Genomic DNA, 16,298 nt, shown 5'->3' with positions numbered 1-16,298 from the left:
CACGCTTCCTGCCGAAGGTGTTCATACAACTGCCACAACAGGAAAAAATTGATATTGACTTCATATTCATGTTGCGGTCCAATCCAATTCTGGCGCTGGCCAATTCTCCGTTTCCTTCAATAGGTGTCCGTCACCCATGACCGCACGCCCGCGCGTTGCCATCGCCGGATTACAGCACGAAACCAATACCTTCGCGCCTTTCGGCGCTTCCTATGACGACTTCGTCCGCGCCGATGGCTGGCCGGAAATGACCACCGGCGAGGATATACTGAAGGTCTTCCCTCACCTCGCCATCCCGATCGGCGGCTTCATCAACGCGGCGCGTGAAAAATATGATTTCGTGCCGCTGGTCTGGGCAGCGGCCGAGCCGTGCAGCTACGTCACCGACGATGCCTTCGACCGCATATCGACTGTCATCTGCGGCGGCATCGCCGAGGCCGGCCGGCTCGACGCCGTCTATCTCGACCTGCACGGCGCCATGGTGGTGGACTCTTATGAGGACGGCGAAGGCGAGTTGTTGCGCCGCGTCCGCACGGTAACGGGACCGGATCTGCCGATCATCGTCAGCCTGGACATGCACACCAACATCACGGCTGCCATGGTCCAGCATTCCGACGCGCTGGCGATCTACCGCACCTATCCGCATATCGACATGATCGAGACGGGACAGCGCGCGTACGAATTGTTGGAACAGCGCCTCGCCCATGGAAAGCCTTTTCACAAGGCGCTGCGCAAAGTGCCTTTCCTGATCCCGCTCTATACGCAATGCACGGATTTCGAGCCCAGCAAGAGCCTCTATGGCGGCCTGCCTGCGCTTGCTGGACACGGCGTGGCGAATGTCGATATCGGCATTGGCTTTCCACCGGCCGACATCGCCGAGTGCGGGCCGGCCATCGTCGCCTATGGAACGGATGCCGGCGCTGTCGATGCGACCGCGGATGCTGTGCTTTCCCGCATGATGGATGCGGAAATGGCATTCAGCGGTCCGCTCTTCAGCCCTGCCGACGCCGCCAGCTACGGGATAGCGCACGGTCGGCCGGGTGATCCGATCGTGATCGCCGACACGCAGGACAATCCAGGCGCGGGCGGCACTTCGGACACGACCGGACTGCTCAGGGCAATGGTCGAATCCGGCATGCGCGATGCCGCGCTCGGCCTGCTCTGGGATCCGCCGACGGCCGAGAAGGCGCATGAGGCCGGCGCCGGCGCCGAACTCGACCTCGTGCTCGGCGGCCGCTACGGCTACGACTCCGAGCCATTTCCGGTCAGGGTCCGGGTCGAAGCGATTTCCGACGGCACCTTCACCTGCCACGGCGCCATCCTCGGCGGCGTGACCGTATCGCTGGGAAAAATGGCGCGGCTGCGCATCCTGGACGAAAAGTCCGACGTGCAGGTCGCGGTGTGCAGCGTGCGCTACCAGTGTCTCGATCAACAATTGCTGCGCGAAGTCGGCATCGAGCCGAAGGACCACGCCGTCATCGCGCTGAAGAGCACCGTGCATTTCCGGGCGGATTTCGACCCGATCGCCAAGGAGACGATCGTTGTCGAGGCGCCCGGAGCCAATTTCTGCCGGGGTGAAAAGGTCGTCTACAAGAACCTTCGCCCGGGAGTACGGCTCGGTCCCGGAGGCCCGGCCAACTGAACGAAGCTGCCTGACAAAATGGGAGACGGCACAATGAAACGCATGCTTCTGGGACTGCTTCTGGCCACATCGATGCTGACGGCGCCGGCGCTCGCCGACACGCCGGCCAACACGCTTGTGATGGCGAAAGCCATCGATGACATCGTGACGATGGACCCGGCCGAAATCTACGAACTCTCGAATTCCGAAATCGCGGTCAATGTCTATGACCGCCTGATGGGTCTCGAGATCGGCGACATGACGAAACTCGTGCCGAAGATGGCCGAGAGCTATTCGGTCAGCGACGACGGCAAGGTTTTCACCTTCAAGCTCAAGCCGAACCTCAAATTCCACTCCGGCAACCCGGTGACGGCCGAGGACGTGGCCTTCTCGTTTCAGCGCGTCATCCTGCTCAATTTGACGCCCGCGTACCTCTTCCAGGCGCTCGGCTGGAATGCCGAGAACGTCAAGGACATGGTGAAGGCGGTCGACGAACATACGGTGCAGCTCACGGTTTCGGAGAAGTATGCGCCGACCTACATCCTCAACCTGATGAGCACGGTCACTTCCTCGGTCGTCGACAAGAAGGAGGCGATGGCGCATGAGAAGGACGGCGATCTCGGCCATGACTGGCTGAAGACCAATTCGGCCGGTTCCGGCGCCTACAAGATGCGGTCCTGGAAGGCCAACGAGTCGGTGGTGCTCGAAGCCAATCCCGACTTCCGCCTCGGCGCGCCGAAGATCGAGCGCGTCATCGTCCGACACGTGCCGGAAGGCTCGACCCAGCGCCTGCTGATCGAAAAAGGCGACATCGACATTGCGCGCAACCTCAGCCCCGACCAGATCAAGGGTATCGAAGGCAATTCCGACCTCGTCGTCGAGCAGTTTCCCAAGGCGACGGTTTATTATCTCGGCCTCAGCCAGAAGGTCGAACCGCTGAAGAACCCCAAGGTGCAGGAAGCGCTGCGCTGGCTGATCGACTACCAGGGCATGGCCGACTCGTTCCTCAAGGGCCAGTTCATCGTGCACCAGGCGTTCTGGCCGGCGGGCTTCTATGCCTCGCTGGAAGACAATCCCTACAAGTTCGATCCTGCCAAGGCGAAGGCGCTGCTTGCCGAGGCCGGTTATCCCAACGGCTTCGACATATCGCTCGACACCGGCAACACGCAGCCCTTCACCGGCATCGCGCAGTCGATCCAGTCGACCTTCGCGGAAGGTGGCGTCAAGGTGACCATCAATGCCGCCGAGGTGAAGCAGGTTCTGACCAAATACCGCGCCCGCCAGCATGACATGATCTACATGTACTGGGGGCCGGACTATCTCGATCCGAACGCCAACGCCGACAGCTTCGCCAACAACCCGGACAACAGCGACAACTCCGCGTCCAAGCCGCTCGCTTGGCGCAACAGCTGGGACATTCCGGAGATCAGCGCCGAGACCAAAGCGGCCCTGCAGGAGAATGACGTCGAGAAGCGCAAGCAGATGTATCTTGATCTGCAGAGCAAGCTGCAGAAGTCCGGCCCGTTCCTCAACATGTTCCAGGAGAGCGAGCAGACGGTCCTGCGCAAGAACGTGAAGGGATTTTTCTCCGGTCCGAACGCCGATCTGGTATTCTTCTACGACGTGACCAAGTAGCTGAAGACCGCATCCCTGATGGCCGGTGAAACGACAGCAACGGGACGCGCGGTTGCCGCCTGGCAGCCGCGCGGCGCCGAGGTCGCCTATGAAGTCTTCCGCTTCCTCGGCATCCTGATCCTGACCCTCATCGGCCTGATCTTCATTACCTTCGTCATCGGACGGCTGGTGCCGATCGACCCGGTTCTCTCTATCCTGGGCGATCGCGCACCACCCGAGGCCTATGAGCGGGTGCGCCAGGAACTCGGCATCGACCTGCCGGTCTACCAGCAGTTCTGGATCTACCTGCTGAAGGTGATGCGCGGCGATTTCGGCACATCGGCGATGACGTCTCAGCCCGTTCTCCACGATCTCGGACAGTTCTTTCCCGCGACACTGGAACTTGCCACTGCCGCGACGCTGATCGGCGTCGTCATCGGCATTCCGCTCGGCGTCATCGCCGCCACCAACCAGGGCCGCTGGATCGATCATGTGACTCGCGTCATCGGCCTGGTCGGCTATTCCATCCCGATCTTCTGGATGGGGCTGATCGGGCTGCTCGTCTTCTATTCCTGGCTCGATCTCGTCGCCGGCCCCGGGCGACTGGACATCGCCTATGACGGGCTGGTCGAGCCAGTGACCGGGCTGATCACCATCGACAGCGCGATTTCCGGCGACTGGGACGTGTTCTTCAACGCCCTCTCGCACCTCGTCCTGCCCGCAAGCCTGCTCGGTTATCTCACGCTCGCCTACGTCTCGCGCATGACGCGCAGCTTCATGCTGGCGCAGTTGAACCAGGAATACATCCTGACCGCCCGCGCAAAAGGCATGACCGAGCGCCGCGTCGTCTGGCGTCACGCGCTCGGCAACATCGTCGTGCCGCTGATCACCGTCGTGGCGCTGAGCTACGCTTCGCTGCTGGAGGGCGCCGTGCTGACCGAGACCGTGTTCGCCTGGCCGGGCCTCGGCCTCTACATCACCCGCTCGCTGTTCAACGCGGACATGAACGCCGTGCTTGGAGGAACCATGCTGATCGGCGCGATCTTCGTCTGCCTCAACGTCTTCTGCGACATGCTTTACCGGCTGCTCGACCCAAGGGCTCGGACATGACCGCGCGCGACTGGCTGCTCACCGACACGCCGGGTTCGCGGCGCCAGGCCTCCTTCGGCCACTGGTATCGCAACTGGCTGGCGTTCCGCGGCAATCCGCTGGCTATGGTCGGCTTCGCGATCGTGCTCACGCTGATCCTCGTCGCAGTGCTGGCGCCGATACTGCCGCTGCAATCGCCGACCTTGCAGTCGCTGTCGACGCGGCTGCAGCCGCCGGGGGCCGAGCACTGGTTCGGCACGGACGAGCTTGGCCGCGACATCCTCTCGCGCGTCGCCTGGGGCGCACGGATCACGCTCACCATCGTCATCATGGTGGTGGTGATCGTCGTGCCCATCGGCCTGCTGATCGGCACGATCTCCGGCTACATCGGCGGGGCGGTCGACGTGGTGCTGATGCGCATCACCGACATTTTTCTCGCCTTCCCACGGCTGATCCTGGCGCTGGCCTTCGTCGCGGCGATCAAACCGGGGCTTGAGAGCGCCATCATCGCAATCGCCCTGACCTCCTGGCCGCCCTACGCCCGCATCGCACGCGCCGAGACGATCACCGTGCGCAACGCCGACTTCGTCAAGGCTGCCCGCCTGCAAGGCGCATCCCGCTTCCGCATCATCTGGCATTACATCGTGCCGCTCTGCACCGCCTCGGTGATCGTGCGCATGACGCTCGATATGGCAGGCATCATCCTGACCGCCGCCGGCCTCGGCTTTCTCGGCCTCGGCGCGCAGCCGCCCACACCGGAATGGGGCGCCATGATCTCCACCGGCCGCGACTACCTGCTCGACCAATGGTGGGTGGCGACGATCCCGGGCATTGCCATCTTCGTCGTCAGCCTCGGCTTCAACCTGCTGGGCGACGGCCTGCGGGACGTGCTGGACCCGAAACGCTCATGAGCGGCGCGATCCTCGACGTCGAGAATTTGCGCGTCACCTTCCCGACCTATCAGGGTTTTGTGGACGTGGTTCGCGGCGTCAGCTTTTCGCTCGGCCGTGAGCGGCTGGGCATCGTCGGCGAATCGGGTTCCGGTAAATCGCTGACCGGCCGCTCGATCATGCGGCTCGTGCCGCCGCCCGGCCGCGTCAGCGCCGACCGGCTTTCCTTCATGGGTCTGGACCTGCTCAAGGTGCCGGCAAAGGAGATGCCGAAGATCCGTGGCAAGCGCATCTCCATGGTGTTGCAGGACCCCAAATTCTCGCTCAATCCGGTGATGACCGTCGGCCAGCAGATCGAGGAGGCGTTTCGGCTGCATGTCGCAAAAGATCGGGCGCTTGCCCGCGCAAAAAGCATCGAGGCGCTGAAGGCGGTCAAGATCCGCGATCCGGAGGCGGTCTATCACCTCTATCCACACCAGCTTTCCGGCGGCATGGGCCAGCGGGTGATGATCGCGATGATGCTCATCCCCGAGCCGCAACTGCTGATCGCCGACGAGCCGACCTCGGCGCTCGACGTGACGGTGCAGTTGCAGGTGCTCGCCATCCTCGACGACCTGGTGCGCGAGCGCGGCATGAGCCTGATCCTGATCAGCCACGACCTCGGCATGGTGTCGGCCTTCTGCGACCGCGTGATGATCATGTATGCCGGCAAGGTCGTCGAAACCGTCAAGGCGAGTGAACTCCACCGGGTCCAGCATCCCTATGCCAAGGGGCTGCTCGCCTCCTCGCCGCGGCTCGGCGACGACCGGCCGGAACTGCCCGTGCTGCAACGCGATGCGAGTTGGGCAAGATGACCGCGCCGATGATCGCGATCGAAAACCTCGGCATCAGCTTCGGCAAGGGCGCGCGCCGGCTCAGCGCGGTCCGAGAGGTGTCGGTTTCGATTGAGGAGGGCGAGGCGTTCGGTCTGGTCGGCGAATCCGGTTCGGGCAAATCGACGGTGCTCAACGCGATCGCCGGGCTGATCGGCGACTACTCCGGGACCATCCGCATCGGCGGCACCGTTGTCGCGCCGACACGCAGCCATGCGCAACGACGCTTGATCCAGATGGTATTCCAGGACCCGTATGGCTCGCTGCACCCGCGCCATACCGTCGACAAGGTGCTGTCCGAGCCGGCGCGCATCCACGGGCTGCCCGACGTGGAAAAGCGTGTCGAGCGCGCGCTGGCCGATGTCGGGCTGAAGCCGGAACACCGCTTCCGCTTCCCGCACCAGCTTTCCGGCGGCCAGCGCCAGCGCGTGGCGATCGCCCGCGCCATCATTTTGGAGCCGCGCGTGCTTCTTCTGGATGAACCGACCTCGGCGCTCGACGTGTCCGTGCAGGCGGAAGTGCTCAACCTCTTGCGGCGCCTGCGGCGCGAACGCGGCTTCACCACCATCATGGTCAGCCATAATCTGGCTGTAGTTTCCTACATGTGCGACCGTGTCGCGGTGATGAACCGCGGCCGCATTCTCGAGACCTTGGCCAGCGCCGACCTGGCCGCCGGACGGTTCGAGCATGCCTATACGCGGCAGCTTTTCCGCGCCAGTTCGGGTTACGACCGTGAGTTGCTGCAATATCTGTGGGAAGAGGCCTGAACTCGAACACCATGCGCGCGGACAGCGTCAGCCTGCCTCAGACCTGGACGCGATTTGCCATCGCAGATTCTTGATTTCCGCATCATGGTTGCCCCCGTCTTAACCCGATATTTAACGGTTGCGGAACACAACTGGAACAGATAGTGTTTTGTTCTGGTTTTGTTTTTGGTGTGATTCTTGACGGGGCCAAGATGCTGACGCGCAAGCAACACGAACTCTTGCTATTCATCCACGAGAGATTGAAGGAGTCCGGCATTCCTCCCTCCTTCGACGAGATGAAAGAAGCCCTTGATCTGGCGTCGAAATCCGGAATCCATCGGCTGATCACGGCGCTGGAGGAACGCGGCTTCATTCGCCGGCTGCCGAACCGGGCGCGGGCGCTGGAAGTGCTTCGGTTGCCGGACTCGATCGCGCCCGGCCTCAATGCGGCGAGAAAATTCTCGCCGAGCGTGATCGAGGGCAGCCTTGGCAAGCGCCCGGCGGAACCGTCCCGCGTCGCCGGCAATGACGATTCGGGTTCCGGGATATCGATCCCCGTCATGGGCCGCATCGCGGCCGGCGTGCCGATCGATGCGATCCAGCATCGGACGCATTCCATATCGGTTCCACCGGAAATGCTGTCCGGCGGCGACCATTATGCGCTGGAGGTCAGGGGCGATTCGATGATCGAAGCCGGTATCCTCGACGGCGATACGGTGATCATCCGCAACGCCAATACAGCCATGCCCGGCGAGATCGTCGTGGCGCTGGTCGACGACCAGGAAGCAACGCTGAAGCGTTTTCGCAGGAAGGGCGCTTCGATCGCGCTCGAAGCTGCTAACCCGGCCTATGAGACCCGCATCTACGGTCCGGACCGCGTTCGCGTTCAGGGAAAACTGGTCGGGCTGATCCGCCGCTACTGATTTTCCGGCGGCGCCTGCGGGCGCGCCTTGCCTTGGTAGGGCGGAAGCCCGCGAGCCTCGCGCGAGAATATTCTGTGTCTGTGCCATGGGCGGTCCGGCGAGCGGATGGCGAAACGAACTTCACCGGGTTGCCCGTCGCTGGACGGCAGGTGGACCGCCGCGCTGCCATGCCGGGCGAGGTCGCGTTTGGTGACCACGGCAACGGCAGGGTTGGCACATTTCAGCGGCACGGTCGCGTTGTCGAGGATTATGACGCCGGCAAAAGAACAGGCGATCCGCGCTTCTTCCGGATCGGATGTGTGGATGATGGCGATGCCTGACGGATGCCATGCGACGCAGGTGACGTCGTCGCACAGGAAGGCGCTCGATGAATCGTCCGCGCCCCCGTCTGTTGCATCCTCGAATGACGCAACGGTTAGATTCCCGGCATAGGGGTTTTGAACCAAGGCTATCCGCCTTGACGATAAGGACCCACCGGGCGAAGGGCCATTGCCCTCGTCCCTGCCTGCATTGCTTTTCTTGTAGACGGCCTTCGCCGTCTTGACGCCTGCGGAAGGCGCTGGCGGATCGGGACCGACATCCCTGGTCGGCTTGTGAATTCCATAGGCCTGCAGCGTTCTTTTCCAGTTCTCGGCTGTGAAGGCGTTGGGCCGTGGCCTGTTGACGGCCATCAGGCTCTCGCTGGTGCGATAGCCCACCAGCCGCCCGTCCTCCGATATCAGCACGTCGGGGGTGCGCGTCGCGCCGAGCGTCAGCAGGCCGGCAAGCGCGAACGGCAGCGCGAGAAACCGCAGCCACGTCGTCGCCACTGTCGCCACGATCAGCGCGATGGTCAGCAGCACCACGGACTTTCCCGATATCAGGCCAACCGCGTCGATCGGCGAACGCGCCGAAAACCATTCCGCCACAACGATCATCGCCGTGATGCCCTTGCCCATCACGTCCAGGAACGGCCCGTCGAGGCCGAATGGCATGGCGACTGCCGCAAGCACTGCAAAAGGCACGACCAGCAGCGACACGATCGGCATCGCGGCGAGATTTGCGGCGAGGCTCAGCGGCGCGATCCGCTGGAAATGATAGGCGCCGAAGGCAGCCGTGGCGAGGCCGGCGACCAGCGACGTCAGGAGCAGCCCGACGACCAACGCGCCGACATGCCGCGCCGCGATCGAAACCCATCCTCGTTTCGGGTGGTGGAAAGGTCCGGACCCGGTGCGCCGTTGCGTCCAGAATGCGTAGGCGCCGACAAGGGCGGCCGTCGCCGCGAAGGACATCTGGAAACTTGGACCGATCGCCTCGTGCGGGGTGATCGCCAGCACGATGATGGCCGAGATGGCCAGGTTGCGCATGGTCAGCGCCGCCCGGTCGAACACCAGCGCGATCAGCATGACGGCCAGCATGAGGAAACTGCGCTGCGCCGCGACCTCGCCGCCGGAGATCGCAAGATAGGCGGCAATCGCGACAAGGCCGGCCAACGCCGCATATTTGCGGACCGGCCGGCGCGACGAAACGCCGGGGAAAAGCGCGAAGCCCGCCCTCAGCGCCGCGATCACCACGCCGGCGACCAGCGCCATATGCAGGCCGGAGATCGAGATGATGTGATAGAGGCCGGTGCGCCGCAGCGCCTCGCTGACGTCGTTTGGAATGCCCGCGCGCACGCCGACCACCAATGCGGCGGCAATCTCGCCTTCGGCCCCGCCGATCCTTTGCCGGATCCTCGCGGCGATTGTGTTGCGGGCATTCTCGATGAAGGTGCCGACCGAAGCGGAGAAACCAGTACCGGGTTCAGCGACGATGTCCGGGCCTTTCATGAAATAGCCGCTGGCGCCGATGCCGTCGAAATAGCTCTCGAACGAGAAATCGTAGCTGTCGGGACGCACCGGCCCGGAGGGCGGACGCAGCCGGACGAGGCCGTTGATGATCGACCCCGCCGCCACGCCCGCCGGCGCGTGGCGCGCGGTGGCGCGGATACGTTCGGGTGCATATCGCAGTTTCGGGCGCTCGGTCGACATCAGGTCGATGGTCAACCGGGCACGGCCATTGGAAAGCGGCTCGATGGCGACGACACGGCCGGTGATACGGGTCGATATGTCGCCGCCGAGTATGCTGGTGCCGGCCCGCCAGGTTTCGCCCTTGGCTAGCAATGCGCCGCAGAGCGTGAGCATGACCGCCAGCGCCGCCAGTTGCCCTGCCGTATGGCGCCGCAGAAGCACCGCCGTGCCCAGGGTAGTCAGGACGCCGGTTGCAAGAGTCACGAAAGCCGGCTCGGCCGGAAGGCTGAAATACAGGAAGGCGCCGGCTGCGAGAAACACCGGCACCAGCAGGAACAACGTGCCGCGTTCCACTTCCAGCGCGGTCGCGTTTCGCAAGGCAACGGCCGCCCGGGAGGCCATGACCGGCACGGGCGGCAAGTGTGCTCCGCTGCGCCACCATTGTTCCAGCCGGGTCTGGCGCCGGGGGATGACGACAAGTTCGCGGGATGGCGAAGCGACAAGGTGGGCGGCGGTCTCCATGTCCGTTTTCCGGAACAGGAACCGCTCGTCCAGGTCGCCCGCGGACACCTCCGACATGGCCTTCATCCAGCCCGCGCCAGGGCTTCATGGCGCATTGCGCCAAGCCGCGTCTGCGGCCTTGCGCGCCCGACCTTCTATGCTACATGAACGCCAGCAATTTTCCATGCACCGTCAGCGCGAACGCGCAGGGCGGGCCTCTCTTCGGAAATCTCGATGTCCCGCCCCGTCGTCACACGTTTCGCTCCCTCGCCTACCGGCTATCTCCATATCGGTGGCGCGCGCACCGCGCTGTTCAACTGGCTCTATGCCAGGCATACCGGCGGCCGGATGCTGCTTCGCATCGAGGACACCGACCGTGAACGCTCGACCGATGCGGCGACGGCTGCGATCCTCGACGGTCTGGCATGGCTCGGCCTGAAGTGGGACGGCGAACCGATTTCGCAGTTCGAGCGCGCACCGCGCCACCGCGAGGTGGCCGAGGACTTGGTGCGCATTGGCAAGGCGTATCATGCCTACGAGACCCCCGCCGAACTCGACGCCATGCGCGAGAAGGCACGTTCCGAGGGTCGCCCGCCCCGCTATGACGGCAGTTGGCGCGACCGCGACCCGTCCGAGGCGCCGGCTGGTGTCAAGGGAGCCATTCGAATCAAGGCGCCGAGCCAAGGCGAGACGATCGTACACGACCGCGTGCAGGGCGACGTGCGCTTCCCCAACAAGGACCTCGACGATTTCATCATCCTGCGCTCCGACGGCAACCCGACCTACATGCATGCCGTCGTCGTCGACGATCACGACATGGGCGTCACCCACATCATCCGTGGCGACGACCACCTGACCAATGCCGCGCGCCAGCAGGTCATCTACGATGCCATGGGCTGGGAAGTACCTGTCATGGCGCATATCCCGCTGATTCATGGCGCCGACGGAGCAAAACTGTCGAAGCGGCACGGCGCGCTCGGCGTCGAGGCCTACCGGTCGATGGGTTATCTGCCGGCAGCACTTCTGAACTACCTCGCCCGCCTCGGCTGGAGCCATGGCGACGACGAAGTCATGGCGATGGAAGACATGATCCGCTGGTTCGAGATCGAGGATGTCAACCGTGGCGCGGCGCGCTTCGACTTCCAGAAGCTGGAGGCGTTGAACGGCATCTACATGCGCCGTATGGACGCCGGCGAACTCACCGATATCCTTGTCGACACGCTGCCCCATCTTTCGGCGTCGGGCTCACTGGCCGCCGGTCTGAAAGACGCCCAGAAGTCGATGCTCGCAGCCGCGATGCCGGGGCTGAAGGAGCGCGCGAAGACGCTGGCCGAACTCGCCGACAGCGCATCCTATCTCTTCGCGGCGCGGCCGCTGGCGATCGACGACAAGGCCGCAGCGCTGCTTGGCGAGCGCCCGCGGACCCTGCTTGCGGGCGCACTGGCGGCGTTGAAGGATGTCGGCGGCGAATGGACGGCGCAGACGACGGAAGCCGCGATCCGCGACTTCGCGACCGCTCACGGCCACAAGCTCGGCGCCGTCGCGCAGCCTCTGCGCGCGGCGCTGACCGGGCGCAGCACTTCGCCCGGCGTGTTCGACGTCTTGGCCGTATTGGGCCGCGAGGAAAGCCTCGCACGTATTGGAGATCAAATCGATTAGCATGTCGCCGTTCTCATCAACGGCCATTGTAACCGTCCTGTTGCGATGCAACATTGCGGCCAAGTCAGACTATTCTCGGAACCGGGCCGGGAGCAGGAACGTCATGCTCTTTTCGGCTTCTCTTCCGTCTGGCGGCGTTCCTTCGCCGCTATCCCGGGTTCACAGCAAAGGGGTATCCGTATGAGCGAATCCACAGCGAGACTGGAATTCAACGGCAAATCGCACGAGCTGCAGGTTCGATCGGGCACCGTCGGGCCGGATGTGATCGACATCGCGGCGCTCTACAAGGACACGGGCGCCTTCACCTACGATCCCGGCTTCACCTCCACCGCGAGCTGCGAATCCGAGATCACCTTCATCGACGGCGACGAAGGTGTGCTGCTGCATCGCGGTTATCCGATCGACCAGTTGGCCGAGCACAGCGACTTCCTCGAAGTCTGCTACCTGCTTCTTTATGGCGAACTGCCGACCAAGTCGCAAAAGGACGACTTCGATTATCGGGTGACCCGCCACACCATGGTGCACGAGCAGATGTCTCGCTTCTTCACCGGCTTCCGCCGGGACGCGCATCCGATGGCGGTGATGTGCGGCGTGGTCGGCGCGCTGTCGGCCTTCTACCACGACTCGACCGATATCTCGGACCCGCACCAGCGCATGGTCGCCTCGATCCGGCTCATCGCCAAGATGCCGACGATCGCCGCCATGGCCTACAAGTACCATATCGGCCAGCCCTTCATCTATCCGAAGAACGAGCTGAACTTCGCCGCCAACTTCCTGCACATGTGCTTCGCGGTGCCGTGTGAGGAATACAAGGTGAACCCGGTCCTCGCCCGCGCCATGGAGCGCATCTTCATCCTGCATGCCGACCACGAGCAGAACGCCTCGACTTCGACCGTTCGCCTCGCTGGCTCGTCAGGCGCCAACCCCTTTGCCTGCATCGCCGCCGGCATCGCCTGCCTGTGGGGGCCGGCGCATGGCGGCGCCAACGAGGCGGCGCTGAACATGCTGGGGGAGATCGGCACCGTCGACCGTATCCCGGAATACATCGCCCGCTCGAAGGACAAGGACGATCCGTTCCGGCTGATGGGCTTTGGCCACCGCGTTTACAAGAACTACGATCCGCGCGCCAAGATCATGCAGAAGACCGCGCATGAAGTGCTGGGCGAGCTCGGCATCAAGGACGATCCGCTGCTCGACATCGCGATCGAGCTCGAGCGGATCGCGCTGACCGACGATTATTTCATCGAGAAGAAGCTCTACCCGAACGTCGACTTCTATTCGGGAATCACGCTGAAGGCTCTCGGCTTCCCCACCACAATGTTCACCGTGCTGTTCGCCGTCGCGCGCACTGTCGGCTGGATCGCGCAGTGGAAGGAGATGATCGAGGATCCGCACCAGAAGATCGGACGGCCGCGCCAGCTCTACACAGGCCCGACGGTTCGCGATTTTGCGCCGATAGCGAAGAGATAGGCAGTCGGGAATAGGCAGTGGGCAGTAGAAGAAACAATACTGCCTACTGCCTACTGCCTACTGCCTTCATCACCACCTCAGCGGCGAGTTCGCCGGACGGCCTCTCGGTGCGCATCCGCCGCGCCACCTCTGCGAACCCGTCCTTCTGCCAGGCGCGCATCGGCGTGTCGGCGAACAGCGCTTCCAGATCGCGCGCAAGGTGTTCGGGGCGGACGTAGAAATTGTAGAATTCCGGCACGATGGCGCGGTCCGCGATGATGTTCGGCAGCAAGGCGGACCATACCGTGACGAGATACTGGAACAGCCGTCCGACCGCGTCGACCTTGTAGCAGGACACGAACGGCACGCCGGCGAGCGCCAGTTCCAGAGACACCGTTCCCGAAGCGATCAGCGCCGCGTCGGCCTCGCCGAAGGCGCGCCACTTGCGCACGGGGTCGAGGATAATCTCCGCCTTGTCCGGCCAGTCGGACGTGGCCTTGCGCACGATCTCCGCCACATGCGGCACGGTGGGCAGCGAGACATTCAGCCTGTGTCCGCGCTCCCGAAGCTTTGCCAGCGTCTCGCCGAACGGCGCCAGCAGTGCGTTGACCTCACTGCGCCGCGAACCCGGCAGGACGAGCAGGTTGCGCGGCTCGCCCGTCGGCGAAACCTGCCGCTGCTTCTGCATGCGTGCGGCAACGGCAATGCCCGGATCGGTGGTCAGCCTGTGGCCGACGAAGGTTCCGGGCGGCCCGGCCAGCCGGTCAAGTTCCGCCGGCTCGAAGGGTAGCAGGCAGAGGATGTGATCGACATGCGGCCGCATCGCCGGCGCCCGGCCTGGCCGCCATGCCCAGACCGAGGGACAGACATAGTGGACGATCGGGATCGACGGATCCAGCGCCCGGACCTTGCGAGCGACGCGCAGGGAAAACTCCGGACTGTCGATGGTGACGAGGCAGTCCGGCCGCGCGGCGACAACAGCCCGCGCCGTCTGGCCGATACGGCGGATCAGTCGCGGCAGATCGCGCAGGATGGCCCCTACCCCCATCAGCGCGATCTCGGAAGCATCGAACAGCGAACGCAGGCCAAGCGATTCCATATGCCGGCCGCCGGTGCCTACCAGTTCGACGTCGCGGCCGGAAACGCGGCGCAGCGCTTCGATCAAGTCATGGCCGAGAAGGTCGCCGGATTCCTCCCCGGCGATCACCCCGATCTTCAGCGGGCGCGCTGCGCTCATGCCGGGCCGCCTTGCGGCAGGCCGACCACGAACAGGCCGAGCGCATCGGCGCGCGCCACCAGCTCGGCGCTGTCGAGCACAAGCGAGCGGCCGGCCTCGACGCCGATGCCGGCCAGGCCCGCCGCGTGGGCGGCCTCTACTGTCAGGGGCCCGATCGACGGAAGGTCGGCGCGCAGTTCCTGCCCCGGCTTGGCGCATTTCACCAGGACGCCGCGGGCCTTGCCGGCCAGGCGGCCGTGTCCGCGCAGATCCCGCACGCGCTGCAGCATGCCATCCGTGCCCTCGACACCCTCGACGGCGATCACCCGACCGCCGATCGACACTGTTCCCTGGCCGATGTCGAGCGCGCCGATCGCCCGCGCAGCCGCATAGGCGGCGTCGAGATCGGCTGTGTCGGATTTGAGCGGTTTTGCGCGCGTCATCGGACCCTCGATCGCCAGCAGGTCCGGCACGATCTCCTGCGCGCCGACGACGCGAAAACCTTCGCTCTCAATGCCCTTCACAAGGATACGCAACAAACCGTCATCGCCGCGCGCGAGCGCCGCCATCGCCTTTGCAAGGTGACGGAGCAGCGCGAAACTGATGCGGATCTCGCGCCAGGTGGGCCGCCGGCTTATGCCGCCCGCCAGAACGATGTGGGTCACGCCACGGCGCTTCAGGCGCGGCACCATCTCGGCAAATTCGCCGAGGCTGAGTTCATCGGTTTCGAAGGAGGCGAAAGCGTGCCCGTTGTCAGCCTCTCCACGCACCCGCAACACCAGCGGCGGATGCCCGTGCAGGGCCAGGCTCTCGGCTATATTGACGGGCAGTCTCCCACTGCCGGCGACGATTGCGACCTTGTCGGCCGGACCAAGCTCGACCCGCGGCCGGCTAGTCCTGGTCGTCGGCGTCGTCATCGGCCGCCCCTTTCAGCGGCGGAAGAGTGAATTGCCTTTTGCCGCGCGCCAGCATGAAATCGACGACCTTCATCGCATAAAGCGAGCCGGCAAACTTCTCGCGGGCAATCTCGATGTTCTCGGCAAGCGGGTGCGAGCGGTCGAACAGCGTCTTGTAGGCCTGCCGCAGATGCAGGATTTCGGCCTTTGGGACGCCGGATCGCTTCATGCCGACCACGTTCATGCCGCGTAGCGTAGCCCGGTTGCCGCCGACCATCGCGTAGGGAATCACATCGCCAAGAATCATCGAGCCGCCGGCGATGAAGGCGTTGTGGCCGATCCGCGTGAACTGGTGAATGGCGCTCAGTCCGCCGATGCCGACGAAGTCGCCGACTTCGATATGGCCGGCCAGCGTCGCCCCGTTGGTCATCGTCACGTTGTTGCCGATCGCGCAGTCATGGGCGATGTGGACGTAGGCGAGGAAATGCCCGTTGTTGCCGATCGTCGTGGCGCCGCGGCCGAAATCGGTGCCGGTGTTGATGCTGACGAATTCGCGGATGATGCATTTGTCGCCGATCGTCAGCGTCGTGCGTCCACCCTTGTGGCCGGTGCTCTGCGGCGGGCCGCCGAGAACGGCCTGCGGGTGGACGGTGCAGTCGCTGCCGATCGTCGTCGCGCCGGCGATGACGACATGGCTGATCAGCCGCGTGCGCTCGCCGAGCACCACCTCCGCTCCGACATGACAGAAAGGCCCGATATGCGCGCCGGCGCCGATGCTGGCGCCCGGTTCGACGATCGCCAGCGGATGGATGAAGGTGTCGTTCTGCATAGTCT

13 protein-coding genes are annotated in these 16,298 nt (G+C 64.3%); 9 read left to right on the top strand and 4 right to left on the bottom strand.

Translation table 11 applies throughout. The features are described from left to right. The first annotated feature begins 136 nt into the window (after window positions 1-136). The 7 genes from ACSBOB_RS18140 (at window position 137) to lexA (ending at window position 7,755) form a co-directional block, all read left to right on the top strand. The gene (locus tag ACSBOB_RS18140; protein ID WP_442577499.1) at window positions 137-1,642 is read left to right on the top strand and encodes a M81 family metallopeptidase; all 1,506 of its coding nucleotides are present in this window, start codon (window positions 137-139) and stop codon (window positions 1,640-1,642) included. Window positions 1,643-1,675: 33 nt separating this feature from the next. Beyond that, a complete protein-coding gene (locus tag ACSBOB_RS18135; protein ID WP_442577498.1) occupies window positions 1,676-3,256 on the top strand; it encodes an ABC transporter substrate-binding protein in 1,581 nt (526 codons plus the stop codon). An 18-nt stretch (window positions 3,257-3,274) separates the two neighbouring features. Next, window positions 3,275-4,345, top strand: coding sequence for an ABC transporter permease (locus tag ACSBOB_RS18130; protein ID WP_442577497.1), 1,071 nt, complete (start codon window positions 3,275-3,277; stop codon window positions 4,343-4,345). Further along, on the top strand, window positions 4,342-5,235 hold the full coding sequence (gene nikC / locus ACSBOB_RS18125) for a nickel transporter permease (RefSeq protein ID WP_442577496.1): 894 nt from the start codon (window positions 4,342-4,344) through the stop codon (window positions 5,233-5,235). Before ACSBOB_RS18130 ends, nikC begins: the two co-directional genes overlap by 4 nt. After that, entirely contained in the window at window positions 5,232-6,068 is an 837-nt protein-coding gene (locus ACSBOB_RS18120) for an ABC transporter ATP-binding protein (protein WP_442577495.1), read from the top strand. The genes nikC and ACSBOB_RS18120 overlap by 4 nt, the downstream gene beginning before the upstream one ends. After that, the gene (locus ACSBOB_RS18115) at window positions 6,065-6,853 is read left to right on the top strand and encodes an ABC transporter ATP-binding protein (protein WP_442577494.1); all 789 of its coding nucleotides are present in this window, start codon (window positions 6,065-6,067) and stop codon (window positions 6,851-6,853) included. The genes ACSBOB_RS18120 and ACSBOB_RS18115 overlap by 4 nt, the downstream gene beginning before the upstream one ends. A gap of 191 nt (window positions 6,854-7,044) precedes the next feature. After that, window positions 7,045-7,755, top strand: a complete 711-nt coding sequence (gene lexA / locus ACSBOB_RS18110; RefSeq protein ID WP_442577493.1) for a transcriptional repressor LexA — start codon at window positions 7,045-7,047, stop codon at window positions 7,753-7,755. Here lexA and ACSBOB_RS18105 read toward each other — a convergent pair. Beyond that, on the bottom strand, window positions 7,749-10,322 hold the full coding sequence (locus ACSBOB_RS18105) for a ComEC/Rec2 family competence protein (RefSeq protein WP_442577492.1): 2,574 nt from the start codon (window positions 10,320-10,322) through the stop codon (window positions 7,749-7,751). The genes lexA and ACSBOB_RS18105 overlap by 7 nt on opposite strands. A gap of 156 nt (window positions 10,323-10,478) precedes the next feature. On the opposite strand from ACSBOB_RS18105, the gene gltX reads away from it, so the two are divergent. Then, entirely contained in the window at window positions 10,479-11,903 is a 1,425-nt protein-coding gene (gene gltX / locus ACSBOB_RS18100; protein WP_442577491.1) for a glutamate--tRNA ligase, read from the top strand. A gap of 180 nt (window positions 11,904-12,083) precedes the next feature. Next, on the top strand, window positions 12,084-13,373 hold the full coding sequence (gene gltA, locus ACSBOB_RS18095; protein WP_442577490.1) for a citrate synthase: 1,290 nt from the start codon (window positions 12,084-12,086) through the stop codon (window positions 13,371-13,373). A gap of 43 nt (window positions 13,374-13,416) precedes the next feature. On the opposite strand, the gene ACSBOB_RS18090 is transcribed toward gltA, so the two are convergent. The 3 genes from ACSBOB_RS18090 to lpxA are packed head-to-tail and all read right to left on the bottom strand — an operon-like array spanning window position 13,417 to window position 16,293. Further along, window positions 13,417-14,589: a lipid-A-disaccharide synthase gene (locus tag ACSBOB_RS18090; protein WP_442577489.1), complete on the bottom strand. Its 1,173-nt coding sequence runs from the start codon at window positions 14,587-14,589 to the stop codon at window positions 13,417-13,419. Further along, entirely contained in the window at window positions 14,586-15,485 is a 900-nt protein-coding gene (locus ACSBOB_RS18085) for an LpxI family protein (RefSeq protein ID WP_442577488.1), read from the bottom strand. Before ACSBOB_RS18085 ends, ACSBOB_RS18090 begins: the two co-directional genes overlap by 4 nt. Next, window positions 15,460-16,293: an acyl-ACP--UDP-N-acetylglucosamine O-acyltransferase gene (lpxA, locus tag ACSBOB_RS18080; protein ID WP_442583761.1), complete on the bottom strand. Its 834-nt coding sequence runs from the start codon at window positions 16,291-16,293 to the stop codon at window positions 15,460-15,462. The genes ACSBOB_RS18085 and lpxA overlap by 26 nt, the downstream gene beginning before the upstream one ends. Window positions 16,294-16,298: the final 5 nt, after the last annotated feature.

The organism is Mesorhizobium sp. KACC 23794, assembly GCF_052180275.1.
GTDB lineage: Bacteria > Pseudomonadota > Alphaproteobacteria > Rhizobiales > Rhizobiaceae > Kumtagia.
Note: the sequence above shows the minus strand (reverse complement) of the source record. Positions and strands in the feature narration are given on the sequence as shown.